At 70.9% G+C, this 22,048-nt stretch carries 24 protein-coding genes and 1 riboswitch; of the genes, 13 read left to right on the top strand and 11 right to left on the bottom strand.

Translation table 11 applies throughout. The features are described from left to right. Positions 1-259 precede the first annotated feature (259 nt). From ABD832_RS15880 to ABD832_RS15870, 3 genes are all read left to right on the top strand, one after another. The gene (locus ABD832_RS15880; RefSeq protein WP_344895085.1) at positions 260-1,108 is read left to right on the top strand and encodes a spermidine synthase; all 849 of its coding nucleotides are present in this window, start codon (positions 260-262) and stop codon (positions 1,106-1,108) included. A 235-nt stretch (positions 1,109-1,343) separates the two neighbouring features. Then, on the top strand, positions 1,344-2,843 hold the full coding sequence (locus ABD832_RS15875) for a serine hydrolase (protein WP_344895082.1): 1,500 nt from the start codon (positions 1,344-1,346) through the stop codon (positions 2,841-2,843). Between the two features lie 228 nt (positions 2,844-3,071). Further along, positions 3,072-4,058 (top strand): pirin family protein, encoded by a 987-nt coding sequence (locus ABD832_RS15870; RefSeq protein WP_344895079.1) that lies wholly within the window; start codon positions 3,072-3,074, stop codon positions 4,056-4,058. A gap of 265 nt (positions 4,059-4,323) precedes the next feature. Here the strand turns inward: ABD832_RS15870 and ABD832_RS15865 are convergent, their stop codons facing one another. The 7 genes from ABD832_RS15865 to ngcE form a co-directional block, all read right to left on the bottom strand. Next, on the bottom strand, positions 4,324-4,917 hold the full coding sequence (locus ABD832_RS15865; RefSeq protein ID WP_344895076.1) for a superoxide dismutase family protein: 594 nt from the start codon (positions 4,915-4,917) through the stop codon (positions 4,324-4,326). Positions 4,918-5,003: 86 nt separating this feature from the next. Further along, on the bottom strand, positions 5,004-5,540 hold the full coding sequence (locus ABD832_RS15860) for a carboxymuconolactone decarboxylase family protein (RefSeq protein ID WP_344895073.1): 537 nt from the start codon (positions 5,538-5,540) through the stop codon (positions 5,004-5,006). Positions 5,541-5,846: 306 nt separating this feature from the next. Continuing rightward, complete coding sequence (locus ABD832_RS15855; protein ID WP_344895070.1) at positions 5,847-6,134, bottom strand: 4a-hydroxytetrahydrobiopterin dehydratase; 288 nt, start codon at positions 6,132-6,134, stop codon at positions 5,847-5,849. Next, positions 6,131-6,724 carry a hypothetical protein gene (locus ABD832_RS15850; protein WP_344895068.1) on the bottom strand — a complete coding sequence of 198 codons (594 nt, stop codon included), beginning with the start codon at positions 6,722-6,724 and terminating at the stop codon, positions 6,131-6,133. The genes ABD832_RS15855 and ABD832_RS15850 overlap by 4 nt, the downstream gene beginning before the upstream one ends. A gap of 138 nt (positions 6,725-6,862) precedes the next feature. Further along, entirely contained in the window at positions 6,863-7,768 is a 906-nt protein-coding gene (locus tag ABD832_RS15845; protein ID WP_344895065.1) for a carbohydrate ABC transporter permease, read from the bottom strand. Next, positions 7,768-8,679 (bottom strand): carbohydrate ABC transporter permease, encoded by a 912-nt coding sequence (locus tag ABD832_RS15840; protein WP_344895062.1) that lies wholly within the window; start codon positions 8,677-8,679, stop codon positions 7,768-7,770. The genes ABD832_RS15845 and ABD832_RS15840 overlap by 1 nt, the downstream gene beginning before the upstream one ends. A 6-nt stretch (positions 8,680-8,685) precedes the next feature. Continuing rightward, complete coding sequence (gene ngcE / locus ABD832_RS15835) at positions 8,686-10,143, bottom strand: N-acetylglucosamine/diacetylchitobiose ABC transporter substrate-binding protein (RefSeq protein ID WP_344895059.1); 1,458 nt, start codon at positions 10,141-10,143, stop codon at positions 8,686-8,688. A 329-nt stretch (positions 10,144-10,472) separates the two neighbouring features. On the opposite strand from ngcE, the gene ABD832_RS15830 reads away from it, so the two are divergent. From ABD832_RS15830 to ABD832_RS15805, 6 genes are all read left to right on the top strand, one after another. Next, positions 10,473-11,120, top strand: a complete 648-nt coding sequence (locus ABD832_RS15830) for a class II aldolase/adducin family protein (RefSeq protein ID WP_344895056.1) — start codon at positions 10,473-10,475, stop codon at positions 11,118-11,120. A 4-nt stretch (positions 11,121-11,124) separates the two neighbouring features. Then, positions 11,125-12,345 carry a DUF4032 domain-containing protein gene (locus ABD832_RS15825; RefSeq protein ID WP_344895053.1) on the top strand — a complete coding sequence of 407 codons (1,221 nt, stop codon included), beginning with the start codon at positions 11,125-11,127 and terminating at the stop codon, positions 12,343-12,345. A 143-nt stretch (positions 12,346-12,488) separates the two neighbouring features. Next, the gene (locus tag ABD832_RS15820; RefSeq protein ID WP_344895050.1) at positions 12,489-12,878 is read left to right on the top strand and encodes a roadblock/LC7 domain-containing protein; all 390 of its coding nucleotides are present in this window, start codon (positions 12,489-12,491) and stop codon (positions 12,876-12,878) included. A gap of 4 nt (positions 12,879-12,882) precedes the next feature. After that, positions 12,883-13,968, top strand: coding sequence for a DUF4388 domain-containing protein (locus ABD832_RS15815; RefSeq protein WP_344895047.1), 1,086 nt, complete (start codon positions 12,883-12,885; stop codon positions 13,966-13,968). Positions 13,969-14,026: 58 nt separating this feature from the next. Then, positions 14,027-14,407 carry a roadblock/LC7 domain-containing protein gene (locus ABD832_RS15810; RefSeq protein ID WP_344895044.1) on the top strand — a complete coding sequence of 127 codons (381 nt, stop codon included), beginning with the start codon at positions 14,027-14,029 and terminating at the stop codon, positions 14,405-14,407. A 35-nt stretch (positions 14,408-14,442) separates the two neighbouring features. Further along, positions 14,443-14,814 (top strand): hypothetical protein, encoded by a 372-nt coding sequence (locus ABD832_RS15805; RefSeq protein WP_344895041.1) that lies wholly within the window; start codon positions 14,443-14,445, stop codon positions 14,812-14,814. A 110-nt stretch (positions 14,815-14,924) separates the two neighbouring features. Here ABD832_RS15805 and ABD832_RS15800 read toward each other — a convergent pair whose 3' ends face one another. The 3 genes from ABD832_RS15800 to ABD832_RS15790 form a co-directional block, all read right to left on the bottom strand. Next, the gene (locus ABD832_RS15800; protein ID WP_344895038.1) at positions 14,925-15,806 is read right to left on the bottom strand and encodes an alpha/beta fold hydrolase; all 882 of its coding nucleotides are present in this window, start codon (positions 15,804-15,806) and stop codon (positions 14,925-14,927) included. Between the two features lie 99 nt (positions 15,807-15,905). Continuing rightward, complete coding sequence (locus tag ABD832_RS15795; protein ID WP_344895035.1) at positions 15,906-16,661, bottom strand: hypothetical protein; 756 nt, start codon at positions 16,659-16,661, stop codon at positions 15,906-15,908. A gap of 257 nt (positions 16,662-16,918) precedes the next feature. Further along, positions 16,919-17,064, bottom strand: a riboswitch (cyclic di-AMP (ydaO/yuaA leader). A gap of 220 nt (positions 17,065-17,284) precedes the next feature. Then, positions 17,285-18,031: a DUF4253 domain-containing protein gene (locus tag ABD832_RS15790; RefSeq protein ID WP_344895032.1), complete on the bottom strand. Its 747-nt coding sequence runs from the start codon at positions 18,029-18,031 to the stop codon at positions 17,285-17,287. Positions 18,032-18,539: 508 nt separating this feature from the next. Between ABD832_RS15790 and ABD832_RS15785 the strand changes: the two genes are divergently transcribed. Continuing rightward, complete coding sequence (locus tag ABD832_RS15785) at positions 18,540-19,373, top strand: sugar kinase (protein ID WP_344895029.1); 834 nt, start codon at positions 18,540-18,542, stop codon at positions 19,371-19,373. Positions 19,374-19,476: 103 nt separating this feature from the next. Here the strand turns inward: ABD832_RS15785 and ABD832_RS15780 are convergent, their stop codons facing one another. Beyond that, on the bottom strand, positions 19,477-19,794 hold the full coding sequence (locus ABD832_RS15780) for a hypothetical protein (protein ID WP_344895026.1): 318 nt from the start codon (positions 19,792-19,794) through the stop codon (positions 19,477-19,479). A 169-nt stretch (positions 19,795-19,963) separates the two neighbouring features. Here ABD832_RS15780 and ABD832_RS15775 point away from each other — a divergent pair, with 169 nt between their 5' ends. The 3 genes from ABD832_RS15775 (at position 19,964) to bla (ending at position 21,989) form a co-directional block, all read left to right on the top strand. Next, complete coding sequence (locus ABD832_RS15775) at positions 19,964-20,248, top strand: putative quinol monooxygenase (protein ID WP_344895023.1); 285 nt, start codon at positions 19,964-19,966, stop codon at positions 20,246-20,248. A 98-nt stretch (positions 20,249-20,346) separates the two neighbouring features. After that, positions 20,347-20,730 (top strand): DUF427 domain-containing protein, encoded by a 384-nt coding sequence (locus ABD832_RS15770; protein ID WP_344895020.1) that lies wholly within the window; start codon positions 20,347-20,349, stop codon positions 20,728-20,730. 212 nt (positions 20,731-20,942) lie between these two features. Beyond that, positions 20,943-21,989: a class A beta-lactamase gene (gene bla / locus ABD832_RS15765; RefSeq protein WP_344895018.1), complete on the top strand. Its 1,047-nt coding sequence runs from the start codon at positions 20,943-20,945 to the stop codon at positions 21,987-21,989. The last annotated feature ends 59 nt before the right edge of the window (positions 21,990-22,048 follow it).

Below are 22,048 nucleotides of genomic sequence, written 5' to 3'. Positions count from 1 at the left end.
AGGTTGTGATTCTTCCTACACCGGTTCCCGTGCCGACAGGCCCGGCAGGCCCGACCGGCTCGCAGGCTCGGCGCGACCGTACCTCGTGGCGATCCACCCGGCACGGACATGCCCGGACGTCCGCCCGGAACGGACGTACCCACGCCGGCCCGGCCGCACCGTCACCGTTCACTCCCGGGCGGGCATACGGTTTCCTGCGTGGTCTTCCCCGGGCTCCCCGGGAAGGGCCGGCGCACACCAGGACGAGAGGAACGGGCCGATGGCCGGACGGGAAGCGCGCGAGCCGATGCCGGGACGGTACCCGGTGACGTTCGGCGAGGTCGACCTGCTACAGGACCTCGACCGGTCCTCCGGCTGGGTGATCTCCAAGGACGGCGTGCCGCAGTCCTACGTCGACCTGGACGACCCCGCCTACCTCGACTTCGAGTACGTCCGGCTGATGGCCCACGTGATCGACCTGCTGGACGAGGGCCCGCTGGACGTCGTGCACGTCGGCGGCTGCGCCTGCACGCTGCCCCGCTACGTCGCGGCGACCCGGCCGGGGTCCCGGCAGATCGTCGCCGAACCCGACGCCGGGCTCGTCCAGCTCGTCCGGGACCACCTCAGGCTCAAGTCGGTGCCCCGGCTCAAGGTCAGGATCCTCGACGGCCGTACCGCCACCGCCGGTCTCGAGGATGACTTCGCCGACCTGCTCGTGCTGGACGCCTTCAGCGGTGCCACGATGCCGATCGAGCTGGCCACCTCCGAGTACATGCGGGACGTCGCCCGCGTCCTGCGCCCGGCCGGCACCGTGCTGATCAACGTCGCCGACGGCAAGGGCCTGGCCTTCACCCGCCGGGTGCTGGCCACCGTCCGCGACGCGTTCCCGCAGGTGGTGCTGCTCGCCGAGCCCGGTGTGCTGCGCGGGCGCCGCTTCGGCAACCTCATCGTCGCCGCCTCCCGCGTGCCGCTGCCCGTGTCCGGCCTGGCCCGCAGGGCCGCGGGCGGCCTCACCCAGGCCCGCTGCGTGGACGGCGAGGACGTCGTCCGGTTCATCGCCGGGGCCAGGCCGCTGAACGACGGCGACGCCGTCCTCATCCCCGTCCCCCCGCCCGCGGTCTTCGGCTGACGGAACGTCCCGCCGCGGGGAACGACCGGGCGAAGGACGCGGCCACACCCGATTTTCGGGGTACGTACGGTGAACCGGACCACGGCGACGACCGGGCCGTTCGCCCAGGTGGCGCCCCTTCCGGCCGGGGAGGGGAACGGGCCGGGTCCCGGTGCGACGTACGGTTTCGCGGGTTTCGCGGGGAGATCACCGGGGAGGTTGCCGCGACGCAGGAGAACGTCCGAAGGAGCACCTGATGCGGTCACCGTCCCGATCGAAGCGTCTGCCGGCCCTCGCCACCGCCGTCGCCGTCGTCGTACCGGTGACGGCCCTGCCCGCGGCCGCCGCCCCCGGCCCCGCCGCCGTGATCGCCCCCGTGGCCGCTGCCTCCACCGGAACCGCACCCGGCGCGGTCGTACCCGGCACCGTCACCTCCCGCACCACCGCGTCCCGCACCACCGCGTCCCGCACCACCGCGTCCCGCACCGTCGTACCGGCCGTGACGACCGGCGCCGAGCCGAAGATCCCGGACAGCCCGGCGGGCCGGCAGCTGCGCTGGCTCCTCGGCGCAACGGATCGGGCGCCCGTGGCCGAGCACGAACTGCGGGAGCACTTCAACGCCGGTTACCTCTCCTCCCTGACCCTCGACGGCGTCAACGCCTTCCTGAAGGCGGCGAAGGGGTTCCGCCTGGAAAGACTGACCAGGGTCACGCCGTCGTCGCTGGCCGGGACCGGGAGGATCGGCGAGAAGGACTTCGTCGTCCAGCTCGGCGTGGACGGCGACGGAAGGATCAACCTGGCCGGGGTCACCCCTCCGGCCCCCACCGTGCCCGCCGCGCCGCGTACCTGGAAGCAGCTCGACGCCCGGCTCCGCAAGGTCGCCCCGCGGACCGGCTTCCTGGCCGCGGAGATCGACTCCCGGGGCAGGTGCGACGTCACGCACGCCGTGGCACCGGACACGGTCCGGCCACTGGGGTCGGTCTTCAAGCTGTACGTGCTGGGTGCGGTGGCCGAGAAGATCCGTGACGGCGAGCTGAGCTGGAACACCAAGATCACGATCAGGCCCGGGTGGAAGAGCCTCGGTGAGGACGGGCTGACGACCCGCCCGGACGGCAGCACCACCACGGTCAGCGAGGCCGCCAAGCTGATGATCTCCATCAGCGACAACACCGCCACCGACGTCCTGATCCACACGGTCGGCCGCAAGGCCGTGGAGGCCACGGTACGTCGCTGGTCGGGTCACACCGGGCGGAACACCCCCTTCCTCACCACCCGCGAGGTCTTCCTGCTCAAGGGCGTGAACCACCCCGACCAGGCCCGCGCCTACCTGGCGCTGGACGCCGCGGGCCGGCGCGCCTACCTGGCGAACACGGTCGCGAAGCAGTCGCTCTCGGACATCACGCTCTGGGAGAAGCCCAGGGAGCTCGACACGCTGGAGTGGTTCGGCTCGCCCCGTGACGTCTGCCGCGCCTACGCGGGCCTGCTCCGTTCGAAGAGCGGCCGGGTCGGCGAGATCATGTCGGTCAACGACCTCGGACTGAAGCTCGACCGGAAGAAGTGGCCCGCGGTCTGGGCCAAGGGCGGTTCCGAGGTGGGCGTGCTGAACCTGTCGTACGCGGCCCGCTCGGCCTCGGGGAGGATCCACGTCGTCACCGTGTTCGCCTCCGACCCCGGCGCCGCGCTGGACGAGCAGGTGGTCGCCGCCGAGCTGATCTCGCTGAGTCGGGGCGGCTTCGCCCTGGCCGACGACGAGTGATCTCCCGCACCTCCTCCCCCGCGACGGGCCCCTCCCCGGGACCCCCACCCGCGGTTTCTCCTCCGCGACGGGTCCCCTTCCCCGGTCGGCACCGGCCGGGCCCCGCACCCCGCCGATCATGATCCTTCTTCGAGGCCGTGGCATCCCGGTGCCACGGCCTCTTCCACGAAGGAATAGTTGAAACATCAACTGAGTTGTCACCGGCGAACACCGAGGAAGGAACCCGAGATGCCCGCCGTGACCGTAGAGAACCCGCTGACCCTGCCCCGCCTGCCGCAGCCGCTCGACGCGGTCCGCGAGCGTCAGGTGCTGGCCGTGACCACCGCTCCGAGCGGATTCGAGGGAGAGGGCTTCCCGGTCCGCAAGGCATTGGCGACGATCAGGCCGCAGTACCTGGACCCGTTCATCATGATGGACCAGATGGGCGAGGTCGACTACGCGCCGGGCGAGCCCAAGGGGACCCCCTGGCACCCGCACCGGGGCTTCGAGACCGTCACGTACATGATCGACGGGGTGATGGAGCACGCCGACTCGCACGGCGGCGGAGGCACGATCTCCGACGGCGACACCCAGTGGATGACGGCCGGTGGCGGCATCCTGCACCGGGAGGCCCCTCCGGAGTGGCTGGTGAACAAGGGCGGCCTGTTCCACGGGATCCAGCTCTGGGTCAACCTGCCGGGCCGCGAGAAGATGGTCGCCCCCGCGTACCAGGACATCGGCCGGAGCAACGTCGTCCTGCTGAGCAGTCACGACGGCGGGGCCCTGGTCCGCCTGATCGCGGGCGAGGTCGCCGGCTTCACCGGTCCCGGTTCCACCAGGACGCCGATCACCCTGCTGCACGCCTCGCTCAGCCCCGGCTCGCGGCTGACGCTTCCCTGGCGCAAGGACTTCAACGCGCTCGCGTACGTCCTGTCCGGCCGTGGCAGCGTCGGAGCCGACCGGCAGCCGATCGAGTCGGGCCAGCTGGCCGTCTTCGAGGGCTTCGGCACCCTTCCGGGGCTGGGCACCGACGGGGAGACCGTCACGCTCGCCGCGGCGGGCACCCAGGACGGCCGCAGCGCCAACCTGGAGGTCATCGTGCTCGGCGGCCTGCCGATCGGCGAGCCGGTCGCGCACTACGGGCCGTTCGTGATGAACACCCAGGAGGAGCTCGTCAAGGCGTTCGAGGACTACCAGGCGGGCCGCCTCGGCAGCATCCCCGCCGGTCACGCCTGAACCCCAACATGCCTGAACCCGGACACGCTCGAACCCGAGGACGTCCGGATCGGACACGAGACCCGGCACCGGTTTCCGGTGCCGGGTCTCGGCGTCTCGGCATCGAAGCTCCGACGCTGGAGCTTCAGGGGTTCAAGTCCTGGCGCTGAAGCCCGGACGCTGGAGCTTCAGCGTTGAAGCCTCGGCATCGAAGCCCCGACGCTGGAGCTTCAGGGGTTGAAGTCCCGGCGTTGAAGCCTCGGCTCCGGGGGCTCAGCGTTGGGGCTCAGCGTTGGACGAGGGTGACGCAGGCGACCCGGGGACCCGCGTTACCGGCCTCGGCACCCGCGGTACGGGTCGGCTCGGCGTGGATCACCAGGGACCGGGGCGGCCGTCCGGGAGTGAACGCCCAGTCCTGGGTGGCGGTGGCGGTGGCGCCGCCGCGGGTGTCGGTGGTGAAGTCGAGCCAGACCTCGTTCTCGGCGCTCGCGTGGGTGTGGGCGTGCCGGTAGTGCGGCCCGGCGTCGTCCGGCTTGAGGCCGCACGGGTTGACGTGCAGGTGCACCCCGTAGGCACGTGCCGGGAGCATGCCCTTGGCGGTGACCGTGGAGGTGGAGAGCACCGCCCCCGACTCCGCGGTGACCGTGACCTCGGCCCCCGCGGGCACCAGCGTGGTGTCGTAGACGATCGCGGAGGCGCGCTGCGCCGGGGCGGTGAGCGTGCCGCCCCCGGCGAGGCGGATCCCGGCGTCGGTCACACCGCTCGCGCTCCCGCTCGGGCCCGCCCCGGAGCGATGCCCGGCCGGGTGCTGCGCGTCGACCTGATCACCGCAGCCCGCGCAGAACAGCAGGGCGGCGACGAGAACTCCCAGGGTGCGCATTCATGATCTCCCTGACCGGGCCGACGAGGAACAGCGTCCACCCTAATCGTGATCGTGCGATCACCCAGGGTGTTGGCCGCTTCCGGTCAGTGGGTGCCGTAGCCCTCGGCGACGATGACCTTGGCCATCTCCGCGTACCCGGCGGGGTCGTCGGGGGCGAACGTGCCCAGGCCGTCGACGTAGCGGTTGAACATGCAGAACGCCGCCGCGATGAGCACCGTGTCGTGGATCTCGAGGTCGGTGGCGCCCTCCGCCCTGGCGGCCTCGACGTGCTTGTCGGAGACCTCCTGCCCGCCCTGCTGCACGGCCGCCGCGATGGCCAGCAGCGCCTTCGTCTTCGCGGGGATCGGCGCGCCGTCCGGATCAGCGCGCACCTGCTCCACCAGCGTCATCCCCTCGGGCAGCTGCGCGGCGGCGAACGCGGCGTGCGAGGAGAAGCAGAACCGGCAGCTGTTCAGCGACGACACGTACGCCGCGATCAGCTCGCGTTCCCCGCGCGACAGCGTGCTGTCGCCGCGCAGCAGGACCTCCACGAGTTGGTTGAGCGGCCCTGCCGTCTCCGGGCGGAACCGGAAGAGGCCGAGGATCCCGGGCTCGTCGGTGGGGAGGGTGATGTGGGGCATGGGTGCTCCCTGCGCTGGTGAAGGCTCGTCCGTCACGAGAAGGGGGTCTCGTGAACGCCTTCATCGTCCGCACGGCAGGGCACACCCGTCAATGGCCGATCTTGCTCACCGTCCCCCCGCCGTCCTGTGAAGGTCCCCGCCCTCCCCGCCACGGTCCTCGGCCCCGCCCTGCCCCCGGACCCGATCCCGTCCCCGGACCCGACCCAGCCGGCCTCGGCTCCGGTGAGGGCCCCCGGCTCCGGTGAGAGCCCCGGTGAGGGCTCCGGCCGTCCCGTCGCGGCCGGCGCTCAGGCGCCGGCCGGGTGCTCAGGCGCCGGCGGCTATCTCGTCGATCCGGGCGGCCAGGGTGAAGTCCAGCTCGGTCAGGCCGCCGGCGTCGTGCGTGCTCAGCACCAGGTGCAGGGTGCGCCAGCGGATGTCGATGTCGGGGTGGTGGTTGAGCTTCTCGGCCTCGACCGCGATCTCGTCCACGATGCGGATCGCGGCCGGGAAGTCGGCCGCGGTGATCGTACGGCGGATCTCGTCGCCCTCGCGCCGCCACTCGGGCACTGCGGCGAGCCTGTCGCGCACCGCGGAGTCGTCAAGCAGGTTCATCCCGCCAGGAGATCACGCCCGAGGTGAGGACGCCAAGCCGGGGCAGGGTTCCGGCGCGCCGGGCCATGGCCAGGATGCCCCGGGCCATCGAGGTGGCGTGACTGGCCCGGCCGAGCAGGGGCTCCAGCTCGGACAGCAGGCCGGGCAGCCGGGTGAGGCTCCAGGCGTGCCAGTCCGACAGGCGGGTACCGCCGCCGTCCGGGTCCTCGGCGCGGTGGGCGGCCAGGATCGGGCACTCCCGGTCGATGCGCAGCAGCCAGCCCTCGATGTCGGCGTTGAGCGCGGCGACCCGGGAGGGGGGCCGCGTGCAGCCAGCCGTCGTCGTCGATCCGGTCGGAGTCGCCGTCGGCGGCCGGGTAGGAGCGGACCAGCGCGCCGTGCAGGGACAGGCCGCTGGAGACCATCAGCTGGCGTCCCTCGCACCAGTCGATCGCCCCGCGCAGCGGGGCCGGGACGGTGTCGGTGATGACCGCCCGCTGGGAGGCCGACGGCTCCCGGGCGAAGCGCACGTGCACCTCTGCCCACATGTAGTAGCTCGCCTGCCCCGCGCCGAAGAACGGGAAGGGGAAGTCCTGGTCGGGATGGGCCATGATGTCCGGTGCTCCGGGGGAAGGGGACGGGAGTCGCTTACGCCTATGAACGACTCCCGGCACCCCTTCCGGGATTACTCCGCGGGACCGGTAATTTGACCGGATCCGGTCATCCGGTGATCACCGGACGGCTCGGGCTCACTTCACCGCGCCGGAGGTGAGGCCCGACTGGATCTGGCGCTGGAAGATGATGTAGACGATCATGACGGGTACGATGGCCATGCTCAGCGCGGCGAACAGGCCGGGCCAGTCGGCCTCGTACCCGGCGTTGGTGGAGATGTTGGCGACGCCCTGGGTGATCAGCCACTTGTCCTCGACGTTGCCGGTGAGCAGCACGATCGGCAGCAGGTACTGGTTCCACTGGCCCAGGATGTTGAAGATCGTGATGCTGACCAGGCCGGGCTTGGCCATCGGCACCATGATCTGGAAGAACGTCCGGGTGTGCGAGCAGCCGTCCATCATCGCCGCCTCGGCCACCGAGGTGGGCAGCGTCTTGAAGAACGCCGACAGGAAGAAGACCGTGAACGGCAGCGAGTAGGCGATGTAGACCAGGATCACGCCGAGGTGGGTGTCGAGCAGGCCGAGGTTCTTGACCACGAAGAACAGCGGGACCAGCGCGAGGAAGACCGGGAACGTCATCCCCGACACGAACAGGAAGTAGATCAGCCTGTTGCCGGGGAAGGTGTAGCGCGCCAGCACGTACGCCGCCATCGAGCCCAGCAGCATGGTGCCGGCCGTGGCGCACGCCACCACGAAGACGGTGTTCAGCATGTACTGCCCGATGTGGGCCTTCTCCCAGGCCCGTCCCCAGGCGTCCCAGCCGAACGAGGCCGGCAGCGTGATGGCGTCCCCGAAGATCTCGGTGTTGGTCTTGAAGGAGGACAGGAACGTCCACAGGATCGGGCCGACGATCAGGATCGCCCAGACCAGCAGCGCCAGGTGGGAGAGCACCCCGAAGGCGCCGATCGGGTTCTTCCTGCGGCGCCTGACGTGCGCCGGGGCGGAGGGGCGGGCGGCGGGCTTGCGAGCCGTGTCCGTGGCCATCAGAACTCGATCCTCTCGCGCCGGGTCACGCGCAGGGTGAGGGCGGCGAACGTGATGGTCAGGAAGAACAGCGCCACGCCCATCGCCGAGGCGTAGCCGAACTTGGAGAAGTTGAACGCGGTGCGCCAGATCTCCATCGGCAGCACCGTGGTGGAGTTGTCCGGCCCGCCGCGGTCGACCGAGAGCACCTGGACCAGGGCGAAGGCGTCGAAGGCGGCGATGCCGAGATAGACCCAGGCGACCTGCATGGTGTCCCAGAGCAGCGGGATCGTGATCCGGAAGAACAGGGTGAACCGGCCGGCGCCGTCCAGGGCGGCGGCCTCGAACACGTCCGGGGGGATCGACGACATGCCGGCCGAGAACAGCACCACGTAGAAGCCGACCGCCTGCCAGACCATCACGCCGATGATCGACAGCAGGGCGATGTCCGGGTCGATGAGCCAGCCGACCGGGTCGATGCCGACCTTGCCGAGCAGGCTGTTGAGCACGCCGGTCTCGTCCGGGCGGTAGATCGCCTGGAAGAGCACGCCGACGATGGCCACGGCCAGGACCTGGGGCAGGAAGAAGATCACACGATAGACCTTCGAGCCCCAGATCCCGGCCATCCGGCCGCCGTGCTGTCCGCCCCCCAGGTTGAGCAGGAAGGAGAAGAACAGCGCGATCACGAGCGTGGCCAGCGGCATGACAAGCAACAGGACACCGTGGTGACGCACCGCAGCCCAGAAGACCTCGTCGTCAAAGAGCCTGGTGAAGTTCTCCAGGCCGATGAACCGGGGGTTCGCCGAGATGCCCTTCCAGTCGGTCAGCGAGATGTAGAAAGCCTGGACGTACGGGCTGACCACGAAGACCACGTAGAGGAGGACGGGTGCGGCGAGAAAGCCGACGATGAACGGGTACTTGCCCTGCCGCATGGGGAGCTACACCGTCCGCTTCTGCTTGGTGATGGACGAGTCGGCCTTGGTCTTGTCGGCGGCCTTCTGCACCTTCTCGCAGAACTCGTCGGCGGAGATGCGGCCGAACATCAGGGCGTTGGTCTGCTTGCGCAGCTCGGTCTCGAACTCCTTGTACCAGTTCTCGAAGCTGCTGAAGGTGACGATGTTCTGGCCCGCGGCGGTCTGCGCGGCGCTGAGGCTCGCGTTGCCGGGGGTCAGCTCCAGGCCGTCGGCGGCACCGGTCACGACGGTGATGTTGCCGGACTTCTCGGTGAAGCCCTTGGCGCCCTCCTTGGAGAGCATGAGGCGCAGGTACTCCAGGCCGCCCCGGGGGTTCTTGGCCTTGGACGGGACGATGTAGGCCTCGCCGGCCGCGGCGCGGATGGCCTCGAACGGCATCTTGTCGGCCGCGGTGACGCTGGGGGTGGGCGTCAGCGCGTACTTGAACTCCTTGGGCGTCTGCGCCTTCTGCTCGTTCTCCAGCCAGGAGCCCGACGGGTACAGCGCGACCTTGCCCTGGTTCTGGCGGAGCTGCACCTCGGTGTGGATCAGGCCCTCGAAGGACTTGTCCATGTGCTTGCCGATCTCGGCCCAGGCGGCGGCGGACTGCTTCATGGCGTCGCGCTGCCAGACGCCGTCGACGAGGTTGTCGACGTCGACCAGGATCTGGTTGCCCTCGATCTTCGCGGCGGAGATGAGGATCATCCAGTAGGCGTAGTAGGCGGCGTTCTTGCCGGCGTACGCGAACGGGGTGATCCCGGCGGCCTTGGCCGTCTCGGCGAAGGTCTTGAACTCGTCGAAGGTCTTCGGCGGCGTCCAGCCCTTCTCCTCGAACAGCGCGGAGTCGTACCAGAGGCCGTACGCGGAGAAGACGTAGTTCATCAGGTACGGCTTGCCGTCGATGAGGCCGGACTCGACGGTGCCCGGCGCGACCATGTCGCGCACCTTCTTGCTCGGGTCGTCGATCGAGGGGGCGTCCCAGAGCTCGGTGAGCTCCAGCAGCTGGCCCTCCTTCTGCAGGGCGGCGTTGTCCATCAGGTCGGTGCCGGAGTTGGCGATCATGTCGGGGACGTCGCCGCCGGCGAACCGCGGCTGCAGGGTCTGCGCGATCTGCTGGGTGGCGACGTGCTTGATCTGCGCCTGCGGGAAGGCCTTCTTGTACAGCGGCTCGTGGACCTCCACGGCGTAGCCGTCACCGAGGCCGCCCTTGAAGATCACAACTTCCAGGGGCGCGTTCGCGGGGACGCCGAACGGGTTCTTCGCGGACACCGCGCCGCCCGCCGAGGCGGCCGGCGAGGCGCTGGAGGCGGGAGCCGCGCCACCGCCGGTGGCGCAGGCGGTGAGCAGCCCGGCGCCGGGACCGGCGATCAGGGCGCTCATGCCGATCCGGCGGAGCATCTGCCGCCGGGTGATGTCTCCGGGCGTACCGGCCGAATGGGACATGCAACCCTCCTGAACGGGGGATGAATTAGGAAAGTTTCCTAAACGTTTGCCCGAAGGTACGTACCCCGGAGTCCACCGTCAAGGGTTCGCAGCCGGTCTAGACCGAGCCGTGATGTCCCCGCGACCTATCCGGTAGCCGTCGGACGCCGAGGAAGCACGATCCGCTGACAGAACGGCACACGGTAGCCGATATTCTCCCGATGACCATTGACGTTCGCACGTCAGGGAGGTAAAGGAACCGCACCTTCCGGTCACCTGGGAGCGGCAACCGGTCTAGACCAGATAATGGGGGTTTGCCGCCCGGTACCGCAAGCCCCTACTTTTGGCACATGTTGCTGGCCGAGCAGCGCCGCCTGCTGTGTGAGTACGGCCACCGCGCCGCCGCGTCCGGTCTGGTGGTCGGGACCGCGGGGAACCTCAGCGTCCGCGCGGGCGACCTGGTGGCGGTGACGCCGAGCGGCGTCCCCCTCGACCGGCTGGAACCGGAGGCCTGTCCCGTCGTCGACGTCGAGGGGCACCTCGTGGACGGCGACCTGTCCCCCTCCTCCGAGACGCCCATGCACCTGGCGGTCTACGCGGCCACCGGGGCCGGGGCCGTGGTGCACACCCACTCGGTCTTCGGCACCGTGGTCGCCACCACCATGAGCGAGCTGCCGCCGATCCACTACAACGCCCTGCTGCTGGGCGGGACCGTCCGCGTCGCGGACTACGCCACCTACGGCACCCCCGAGCTGGCGACCTCCGTACGGGAGGCCCTGACCGGCAGGCGCGCCGCGCTGATGGCCAACCACGGCGGGGTCACGATCGGCGACGACCTGGACGGCGCCTTCGAGGCGACCCGGTTGCTGGAGTGGCTCTGCGAGGTCTACGTGCGCGCCAGGTCCGTCGGCGAGCCGCGCGTGCTCACCGACGAGCAGCTCGCCGACGTGGTCCGGCGTGCCCTCGACCCGCCCACCTTCCCCCGTCGCGAGGACTGACCCGATGCCCCTGCAGCTCACCGGCGCCCCGAGCGATCCGGACCTCATCCGCCTGCCCTGGGACGTCCCGCTGGAGAACTGGCCCGAGCACCGCCTGGTCTCCCTGCCGCGCGGCATCTCCCGGCACGTGGTGCGCTTCACCAGGCTCTCGGGCAAGGTGTACGCGATCAAGGAGATCAGCGAGTACTACGCCAAGCGCGAGTACCGCCTGCTGTGGGACCTGTCCAGGATGGACACCCCCTCCGTCGAGCCGGTGGCCGTGGTCACCGGGCGCGCCGACGCCTCGGGCGAGCCGCTCGACTCCGCGCTCATCACCCAGCACCTGCAGTTCTCCCTGCCCTACCGGGCGGTCATGTCCGGGACGGTACGGCCCGAGACGCTCAACCGGCTGCTCGACGCCCTGGCCGTGCTGCTGGTACGGCTGCACATCAGCGGCTTCTACTGGGGCGACTGCTCGCTGTCGAACATCCTGTTCCGCCGGGACGCGGGCTCGTTCGCCGCCTACCTGGTCGACGCCGAGACCGGCGAGCTGCACCCGATGATCAGCGAGGGCCAGCGGCTGTACGACATCGAGGTGGCGCACACCAACATCTTCGGCGAGATGCTCGACCTGGAGGCGGGCGGGCTGCTGCACCCGACCATCGACCCCGAGCGGGTCGCCGACTCCATCTGCGAGCGCTACCACCGCCTGTGGGGCGAGCTCACCTCCGACGACATCATCGAGGAGGTCGACTGGCACATGATCGACCAGCGGATCCGGCGGCTGAACTCGCTGGGCTTCGACGTCGCCGAGATGATGGTCCGCCGCAAGGCCGGCACCGGCCGCCTGATCGTCCGGCCCAAGGTGGTGGACGCCGGGCACCACCAGCGCAGGCTGCTCCGGCTCACCGGCCTGGACGTGGAGGAGAACCAGGCCAGGCGGCTGCTGAACGACCTCGACTCCTTCCGGGTCTCGGTCGGCCTGCGCCACGAGGACGAGGCGATCGTGGCCCACCGCTGGCTGGCCGAGGTCTTCCAGCCCACGGTCGGGGCCGTCCCGCAGGAGATGCGCGGCAAGCTGGAGCCGGCCCAGTTCTTCCACGAGGTGCTCGACCACCGCTGGTACATGTCGGAGGAGGCCGGGGCCGACGTCGGACTGCCCGCCGCGGTGGATTCCTACGTGAAGAACATTCTTGTTTTCAAGCCGGACGAGAAGGCTCTCATCACCGGCGATCCGGTGGATTGATTCCACCCGGAGTACGTCTTTTCCCACCCGGTTAATGAATCGTATGTCTTTTCCGGCCATATCAAGCGATGGGCCGGAGTATTCCGTCTGCTTTTCCCTACGCTGTCCGGGCGATGCGTGACATCACCGGCGAGGGAGAGCACGTGCTCGGAATCGAAGACTGCCTGACCGAGGTGATGGCCATCCCCGGCGCCCTGGACGCGATCCTCATCGACCAGACCAGCGGGACGGCCGTGGCGGCCGGCGGCGTGAGCCGTCACACCGGCGTGGAGGGCGTGGAGAGGTCGGCCGCGGGGCTGAACGAGACCCTGCGCGCGACGCTGGACGGGCTGGCCGTCGTCTCCCCCGGCGGCACCGTCCGGATCGACGACATGATGGTGACCACCGACGGCGGCCACCACGTGCTGAGGCCGCTGGAGACGCCCTTCGACGGCCCGCTCGTCATCTACGTCAGGCTCGACCGGGACCGTTCGAACCTGGCGCTGGCCAGGCACCGGCTCCAGGTGCTCTCCGGCCGTCTGACATCGACGTGAGCCCATGCCGAGCGTCGAGAGCGTCCGCAGTGCCCACAGCGTCCCCGGTGCCCATGGCGTCCACAGCGTCCCCGGCGTTCTCGGCGGGCTCGCCGCCGGCCGCGCCACCGGCTCGCTCCGCCTCGGCCGGGCGGGGGTCCTCTACCTCACCGACGGGCGGATCACCTACGCCCAGAGCGCGGCGGCCCCCCGGCTGGAGGACCTGCTCGTCACCGGCGCCGGGGTCCCCGCCGGGCTCCTGCGGAGCGTCAGGCGCGCCGCCACGGCCGAGCTGCGGGAGGGGACGACCGGCGGCCCACCGGTCTCCGGCGGTGAGCGGCTGGTCGAGCAGGGCCTGCTGACCAGGGGCAAGCTGGAGTTCTGCGTGCTGAGCGCGGTGCTCGACGCCGCGTACTTCCTGCTGGAGACGGCCACGGGCAGGCCGCGGTTCCGGCCCGGGGAGCGGCACTGGCTCGGGCCGCAGTGGCACGTCGACGTGCCCGGCCTGCTCCGGGAGTGCGAGCGGAGGAGGGAACAGTTGGAACGGACCTGGCCGTCGGCGGAGCTGGACACGCTCCCGGTCGTCCCGCTGCGGCGCATCGGCGCCCAGCGGGTCGTGCTGAGCCCGCTGCAGTGGGAGGTGCTGGTCGGCGCGGACCACACCGCGACCCCGGCCGAGCTGGCCCGCAGACTGGGCCGCCCCGCCTACTCGGTGCTGCTGGCCGTACGGCAGCTCGCCTCCTCGGGACTGCTCCAGACACCGGCCTCGGCTCCTGCTCCCGCTTCTGCTCCCGCTCCGGTCCCGACCGCGGTCGCGGCTCCGGCTCCGGCTCCGGTCGTGGCTGCGAGTTCGGGTCCGGGTTCGGGTCCGGGTTCGGGTCCGGGTTCGGGTCCGGCTGCGGGTCCGGGGTCGGGTTCGGGTCCGGCCGAGGTTCCCGGCGAGACCGACGCGCGGGGTTCGCTGCCCAGGCGGGCCAGGGGTGCCACGGAGATCCCGCACGCCCCGGCGGGTTCCGTACGGACGACGGAGTGGCTGCCCAGGGCGAACGGGGACCCCGCCGACGTGAACCTGCTCATCCGGCTCAGGAACGCATTGGAGGCACTGACATGAGCCCGGTTCGATGCCGATAAGGCTGCGGACGCCGAAGCTGATCGGAAGGAGGGTGCCGGTGGAACTGCGTGAGCAGGTACGCCGTGAGATGGCGCTGCTGCGTGAGCGCATCCCCGACGTCGACGGGAGCATCGCGAGCAGCGTCGACGGCCTGACCATAGCGAGCGACCTGAACGACGAGACCGAGCAGACCGGCGCGCTCTCCTCGGCGTTGCTGGCCCTGAGCCGTCGGATGACGGGCATGACCGGCAAGGGCGCCTTCGAGGAGACGCTGATCTCCGGCACCAACGGCCACGCGGCCCTCTACGCCGCCGGCCCCACGATCGTCTTCACAGTGCTGGCGCGCCCGGGGACCAACCTCGGGTTGCTCAGGCTGGAGGGCAGGAAGACGGCGGCCCGGCTGGCCGCCATCACCTCGCGTACGTCGATATCCCAATGAACATCCCAATGAACATCCAGTGAGCGGAGGCAGGAATGGGCAACATGGACATCTCTCTCAAGGAGATGATGGCGATCGACGGTGCCATCGGCGCGGTCATCGTCGACTACGGCAGCGGGATGGCGCTGGGCGCGCTCGGCGGTTCCAAGGACCTCGACCTTCAGGTGGCCGCGGCCGGCAACACCGAGGTCGTCAAGGCCAAGATGCGGACCATGGACTCGCTCGGCCTCAAGGACGGCATCGAGGACATCCTCATCACGCTCGGTACGCAGTACCACGTGATCCGCCCGCTCACCGGCCGCAGCGGCAAGGGTCTCTTCATGTACCTGGCCCTCGACCGGAACCGGTCCAACCTGGCGCTCGCCCGGCACACCCTCCGGAGCATCGAGGAGAAGATCGAGGTCTGAACCTCCCGGCGCCTCCCGGGCCTATATCCCGGCGGGTCATGTGCCGGCGGCCCGTTCGTCGGCGGCCGGGCCCCGGGGTGTACGGCCCCGGGGCCGGGGACACCGGGTTCTCAGCGCGCCGCGGCGGCGGCCTGGTCGGCGGAGCCGGTGAGCTCCTCGATCGCGTCGGCGAAGTCCGTCCAGAGCTCGCGGGGCAGGTCGTGGCCCATGCCGGGGAAGGTCAGCAGACGCGCGCCGGGGATCGCCTCGGCCGTGGCGATCCCCCCGGAGAGCGGGACGAGCTGGTCGTCCTCCCCGTGCATGACGAGGGCCGGCACCGTCAGCTTCGCCAGCAGCGGGGCGCGGTCCTCGGAGGCCATGATCGCGGCCAGTTGCCTGGCGGTGCCCGGCGGGTCGTAGGCCCTGTCGTAGCTCAGGGCGGCGACCCTCGCGATCCGCTCGCGGTCGGCCGGGTAGCCGGGTGAGCCGATGACGTCCCAGGTCGCGACGGCCCGCCGGATCGCCGCCTCGCGGTCGGGCGAGGGCGGCGACATGAGCGCGGCCATCGCGGCCTCGGTCGGGGGCGCCGCCCGCGGGCTGGGGGTGGACATGATCGAGGTGAGGCTGCGCACCCGGTGCGGGTGGCGGATCGCCAGCGACTGCGCGATCATCCCGCCCATCGAGACGCCCGCCACGTGCGCGGAGTCCAGGCCGAGCGCCTCCAGCAGTCCCGCGGCGTCGTCGGCCATGTCGCCGACCAGGTAGGGGACCCGGCCGTTCCAGCCGGGTCCGGGTGCTCCTGCCTCGTGCAGGTGGGTGCTCTCGCCGACGTCACGGTTGTCGAAACGCACCACGTGGTGCCCGCGTCCGGCGAGCAGCCCGCAGAGGTCCTCGTCCCAGTGGATCATCTGGGAACCGAGTCCCATGATCAACAGGAGCGGGCGGTCTCCGGGGGAGCCGAAGGTGTCGTAGGCGATCTCGATGCCGTTCGCCCGGGTTCGCAGAGTCGTCATGGCACTCCTACCGTGGTGATCCTGCGAAACAGAATGCCATTCTGGACAGGATCCGGCACCGGCGGGGCCGGTCGGGACGACCGCTACTCGGGACGACCGCTACCAGACGACGGCTCCCGGCTCCCGCACGCTCAGCCCGGCGGCGGAGAGGGCTTCGGCCATGACCTTGGGCTTGGCCGACGTCGACACCGGCGCGGCGCTCACCTGCTCGGTCTCGGTGACCTTCTTCGGCCGTCCGGACTTGGCCAGCACGGTCTTGGGCGGGTCGGCCGGGTTGGGGTCCTTGCGGCCCCAGGCACCGGTGGAGAAGGCCACGGGGTGGTTCTTCCTGCCCACGCCGTCGCCCCACCGGGTGATCACGTACTCGACGTCGATGTGGCCCATGCCACCGTTGCCGTCCACGCCGAGCGTGCCGGCGTTGAAGGTGCCGCCGGTCAGGTCGGCGAAGGTCTTGGCGTCGATGTCGAGCATGATGCCGCGGTTGGAGGGCACCCCGGGGCCGCGGTCACCGACGAAGAACTTGGCCCGCTTGCCCTTGTAGAGGATGTAGCCCTCGGTGAGCAGCGGCCAGCTCGGGCTGGCGATCATGCCCTTCTGCATCGGCTTGCCACTGGCCGGCAGGCCGGTGTCCCCGGCGCGGCCGGAGGAGTCGTCCCAGAAGTAGGAGGCGCGGGTGGATCCGTGGAGCAGGACGGCCTCGACGCCGTCCTCGGGGCCGCTCACCGCGGGGGCGGTGGCGGCGAGGGACGGCGAGACGGGCAGTGCGCAGGCGACGCCCGCGGAGGCGAGCACGCTCGCCCCGACGAGGGTGGCGGCGGCCAGGCGGTTCTTGTACATGCCAAAGAAGAGGCTCATGGGGGAAAGGCTCTTTCGCGAGGGAACGGGGCTACCGCGTGCGACACGCCGAAAAGGGGCGCACGGGCGAGGGCGCGCTATCGGAAAAAAGGCGTAACCGGACGAACCAGTCGTTACGCAGAGCGCTACCGGGAAATGCCGCGATCAGGCGCGGCGCGAAAGGTACGGGGGATGGGGGACGGGGGGCAGGGGAACGTTCAGGGGGTCGGCGCGGACAGGGGGTGCACCGACGCGGTGACGCGGTCATCCATGAGGGGGTCTCCTCTCCAGCTCGTCTACCGGGTTAGCTGACGGGTTCGGGCGGTGGAGTTGCCCTACCGCCGCATGAGCGGCGGATTCACCCCGGAAAATGGGTCCCCGGTTCCCGCGGCATCCGGCCTGCGGGATTCGACGTCGGGCGGTCGCTCCCTCTTGTGAAGGGCAGGTCACCGGCCGATAACAGGGGACACTACCCACGGAAACCAGACAAAGCAAAGCAAACGCCACGAAAACCCCAGAAGATCTACCTTGTTGGCAAAAAGTCCCCTAAAGCACTCAACATCTGGGTTTGCCCGAACGCGCGTCCCGCCACCCCGCAGGCCCGCCCGGTACGGGGACGGCGGCCTCCCGGACCCCGGGAGGGCTCAGTCCCACCAGAACGACCAGGCGTTCCGTCCCTTGATCTGCTCGGCGTAGTCGATGAGGGTCCCCGCGCCCTGGAGGATGCTGTCGGGGCAGAACGTCCAGTGCTCCGCGGCGACCTGCAGGGCGTGCTCGAAGGTCGTCGGCGGGGCCGCCACGCTGACGTCGAGGGTGTTGAACCCCATCCCGACCACCCGCACCCCGAACCTGTCCTCCCAGCTGCGCACGACGGCCGCGAGCGGGACCATCCACTCGTTGTGGTTCAGCGCACCCTGCCAGCCCATGACGGCCAGGGCGTCGGCCCCGCGGTCGACCGCGACGAGCCCGAGCGGCGTCCTGCGCTCGGCCACCATCCCCGCGTACCAGTCGGCGACCACCCCGGGGTCGGCGGCGAGCCTGCCCGCGGGGGCCGGGCCGGGGCACTCCGGGCCGAAGGGGTCGAGCAGTTCGAGCTGGTCGACGTGGGCCCTGGCGATCCAGTCGGACCACACCTCGGCCATGAACGCCTCGACGTGGTAATTGTCGATCTCGGCCGCCGCGTCCGGGGCGATCTGGCCGGCCGACCAGGGCTGGACCGAGTCCTCCAGCAGCACCGGCCACAGCCCCGACCGCTCGTGCTCGGCCCGCAGCCGCGCCCAGTACTCCCCCGAGACCGTCACCTCGCTGAGCCAGAAGGCCGGACGGTGACGGATCGCGAGCTGAGCGTAACCGGGGTCGGGCCAGACCAGTTCACCCGGCGGCAGGTCCACCGAGAGCCTCCTGCCCTCACCTCCGCTCGTCCCGCGAGCTCCGTCGGCTCCGTCGGCTCCGTCGGCTCCGTCGGCGAACAACTGGCGCAGAACGGGCGGAAGCTTCCCCTGCTCGCAATCGTTCATCTCTACCGATCCGATCCTGACCACGCATCAATTTTGGCCTGTCAAGCACCCCCAGGGACAGTTGTGCCCTGCACCAAGCAAAAATTAGAGGAAGATCCATGCCGCCCGACGGCCGCCCGGTGCGGGACGTTATGCTGCACGGTGGCCGCGAGAAAGCGCTATCCAATCCCTTGACCTGGTATTCGACGTATCGGATCATGCCGCCAGGACCGGCGGGCGGCCGGGTACGACCGATCACCGACCCCGCTGCGTGAGGAGCCACCTTCCATGACCGACCTGGTCACGCTCGGCGAGAGCATGGCACTGTTCAGCGCGCGGCGCACCGGCCCGCTCAGGCACGCCCGCGACTTCGGGCTGGGCGTGGGGGGGCGCGGAGTCGAACGTGGCCATCGGCGTCTCCCGTCTCGGCGGGCGCTCGGCCTGGATCGGCAGGGTGGGCGACGACGAGTTCGGGGAACTGCTCCGCTCGACGCTGGCGGGCGAGGGCGTCGACGTACGGGGGATGCGGGTCGACCCGGACGCGCCCACCGGACTGATGATCAAGAGCAGGCGCACGGCCGAGGTCGTGGACGTGCGCTACTACCGCTCGGCGAGCGCCGGATCCCGGCTCTGCCCGGCCGACCTGGACACCTCGATGATCCGTTCGGCCCGCGTGCTGCACGTCACCGGCATCACGCCGGCCCTGTCGGCCTCCGCCGTCGAGGCGGTCCGGGCCGCGATCGCCGAGGCCCGCGACGCGGGGGTGACCGTGTCGATGGACGTCAACTACCGCCGGGCACTGTGGACGCCCGCCGAGGCGTCCGCCGTGCTGCGGGAGATCGTCCCGACGGTGGACGTCATGTTCGCGACCGAGGCCGAGGCCCGGCTGGTCGTCGAGGGCGACGACCAGCTCGCCCTGGCCCGCGCCTTGGCCGACCTCGGCCCGCGCCACGTCCTCGTCAAGCGCGGCTCGCTGGGCGCGATGGAACTCTCCGACGGCGTCGTACGGCACGCCGAGCCGCACCGGGTCACCGAGGTCGACCCGGTGGGCGCGGGGGACGCCTTCGCCGCGGGCTGGATCGCCGAGACCCTCGCGGGAGCCGGCCCGGAGGAGCGCCTGGCCACGGCGTCGGCCGCCGGGGCATTCGCGGTCACCGCCGACGGAGACTGGGAGAGCCTTCCCCGCCGTTCCGACCTCGGCCTGCTGCGCCCGTCCGGCGACGCGGTCAGCCGCTGAGCGACCTCACCGCGCCTCACCGCGCCGCCCGGCGTCACCCGGTGCAGCCCAGTGCCTTCGCGCCGTACGGCGCGAAGGGCCCGCGACGGCCGGTGAGGCACCCCTACGGCTCGAAGATCACCAACGGGTGCCGCCAGGACATCTCCAGCACCACCCGGCACACCTCCCCGGCCCGGGGGAAGACCGCGCTCATCAGCACGAAGTCCTCCCCCACGCTCAACGGCTCGGACCACGGCGAGGTCGCGTAGTTCTCGGCGGTCAGGTCGGGGAAGACCGACGTCAGCTCCTCGTAGAAGGCCGCCACCTCCGGACTCGGCTCACCGCAGGCGATCTCGCTCCCGGTCCGCAGGAGGTACCGGCGGAGGGCCTCGGCCGCGGTGAGCGGTTCGGCTCCGAGCCAGACCCCGAGATCAAAACTCACACCGTGCCCTCGCCGTCCTCGTCTCCGCCGTACCTGCCCGGCCGTCGGATCCTACGTGCCCCGCGGGCGCCTGATATGCGCGACCGGTTCGGAGGTCCGCCCTTCCGCCCCCGCGTACCGGCTCCGGTCCGGCGGTGATCCTGTCGGTGGCGGGCCGTACCGTGGCGGCATGATCATTGTTTCAGGCTGGATCCGCGTCGACCCCGGCGCCCGTGACGACTACCTGCGAGGGTGCGTGACCGTGGTCGAGCAGGCCCGCGCCGCGTCCGGCTGCCTCGACTTCACGCTCGGCGCCGACCTCGTCGAGACCGGGCGGATCAACGTCTACGAGCGGTGGGAGTCACAGGAGGCCCTGGAGGCGTTCCGGGGTTCCGGCCCGGAGGACGACCGGTCCGCGATGATCCGCGACGCCGACGTGGCCCGCTACCAGATCTCCGGGGTCGGCCCCGCCTGACCCGTCCCCGTCCGTGCCACGGGCGGTCCCGGGGACGGTGGCCGACGGCCCGCATCCGGGCTGCGGCAGACTGGTCCCGAGAGAAAGGGGTGCCCGCCATGACCGACAAGCCCGTTCTTCAGCCCAGCGCCAAGCATCCGATCACGATCACGGAGAACCCGGCCCGGGTCGTCGTCTCTGTCTCCGGCCGGGTGGTCGCCGACTCGCAGCGCGTGCTGACGCTGCAGGAGGCGTCGTACCCGCCCGTGCAGTACATCCCGATCGACGACGTCGACCGCTCGCTGCTGGAGCGGACCGACACCGCCACCTACTGCCCGTTCAAGGGCGACGCGAGCTACTACACCGTCACGGTGGACGGCAAGCAGGTGGTGGACGCGTTGTGGGTCTACGAGTCGCCGCACCCGGCCGTCGCCGAGATCAAGGACCACGTCGCCTTCTACCCCGACCGCGTCGACTCCATCGACGAGCAGCCGGCCGCCTGACCGTCTCCCCCGTCGGGCGACGGATCTCGTGGCCGACCTCAGGTCGTCGAGCGGCCGACCGCGTGAGCGTCTGTGATCGTCTCCCCCGTCGGCCCGACGGGGGAGGCACGGGGCCGCTCCGGTCCTCGGCGTCGTGCGCGCGGGCATCGGTGACGCCCGCACGCCCGGCCGGGACCAGGAACCCCGCCGGTTCCCCGCACGTCCTACAGACCATGGATCACGCGCGGTTCCTCCGGCCGATCGCCGTCACGATGACCTCCGTCATCGTGGCCGGCGCGCTCTCCGCGTGCACGGCCACCGTCGCCGACCGCGGACCGTCGGCCCCGTCCCGATCCGCCACACCGCCGAAGCCGCAGCAGCCGTCGTCCGGTGACATCCCCGGCGCGGGGACGACCTCGACCGAGACGGGAACGGGTGCGGGGACGGCACGGACGGAGGTCGCGGGTCCGGGGCAGGCTCGGGTCAGCAGGGAGCTGCGCGGGCTGGAGAGGTCCTTCAGGGGGCGCATCGGCGCGTACGCGCTGGACACGGCGACCGGCAGGACGGTGACGTACCGGGCGGGCGAGCGGTTCCCGATGCTGTCCACCTTCAAGGCACCCCTGTGCGCGAACGTGCTGCACAGGGCACGTACCTCCGAGCCGGGACTGATGAACAGGGTCGTCAGGTGGACGGCCGCCGACATGACGCCCAACTCGCCGGTCACCGGGAAGCACCTCAAGGACGGCCTGACCGTCGCCCGGCTGTGCGAGGCGGCCATGAACCAGAGCGACGGCACCGCGTCCAACCTGCTGCTCACGCTGGTCGGCGGGCCCGCGGGCCTGACGAGATACTTCCGCGGACTGAAGGATCCGGTCTCCCGCATGGACCGCCGCCACCCCGGGCTCAACGACTGGACCCCCAAGGAGAAGCACGACACCACCACCCCCGAGGCCATCGGCCGCGACCTGCGCGTGCTCACGACCGGCCGGGCGTTGCACGCGAAGGACCGTGAGCGGTTCGTCGCCTGGCTGCTCGCGAACAGGACCGGCGACGAGCGCATCAGGGCGGGCCTGCCCGGGACGTGGACCGTCGGCGACAAGACCGGCACCAACTCCGACGGGTTCGGCGGCGGGAACGACATCGCCGTCATCTGGCCTGCCAGGGGTGCGGCCCCCGTCATCATGGCGATCTACACCAACCGCACCCCGGGTCTTCCCACCGACGACCCGACCATCGCGAAGACCGCAACCGTCCTGGCCCGCGGGCTCGGCAGGCTCTGAGACGCGGGCCGGGAACGAACCGGGTCCCGGGCGGCGCGCGTCGCGGCGGAACTCGGCGT

The sequence above is a fragment of the Streptosporangium longisporum genome (assembly GCF_039534895.1).
Classification (GTDB): domain Bacteria; phylum Actinomycetota; class Actinomycetes; order Streptosporangiales; family Streptosporangiaceae; genus Streptosporangium; species Streptosporangium longisporum.
This window is presented reverse-complemented; position numbering and strand designations above follow the sequence as displayed.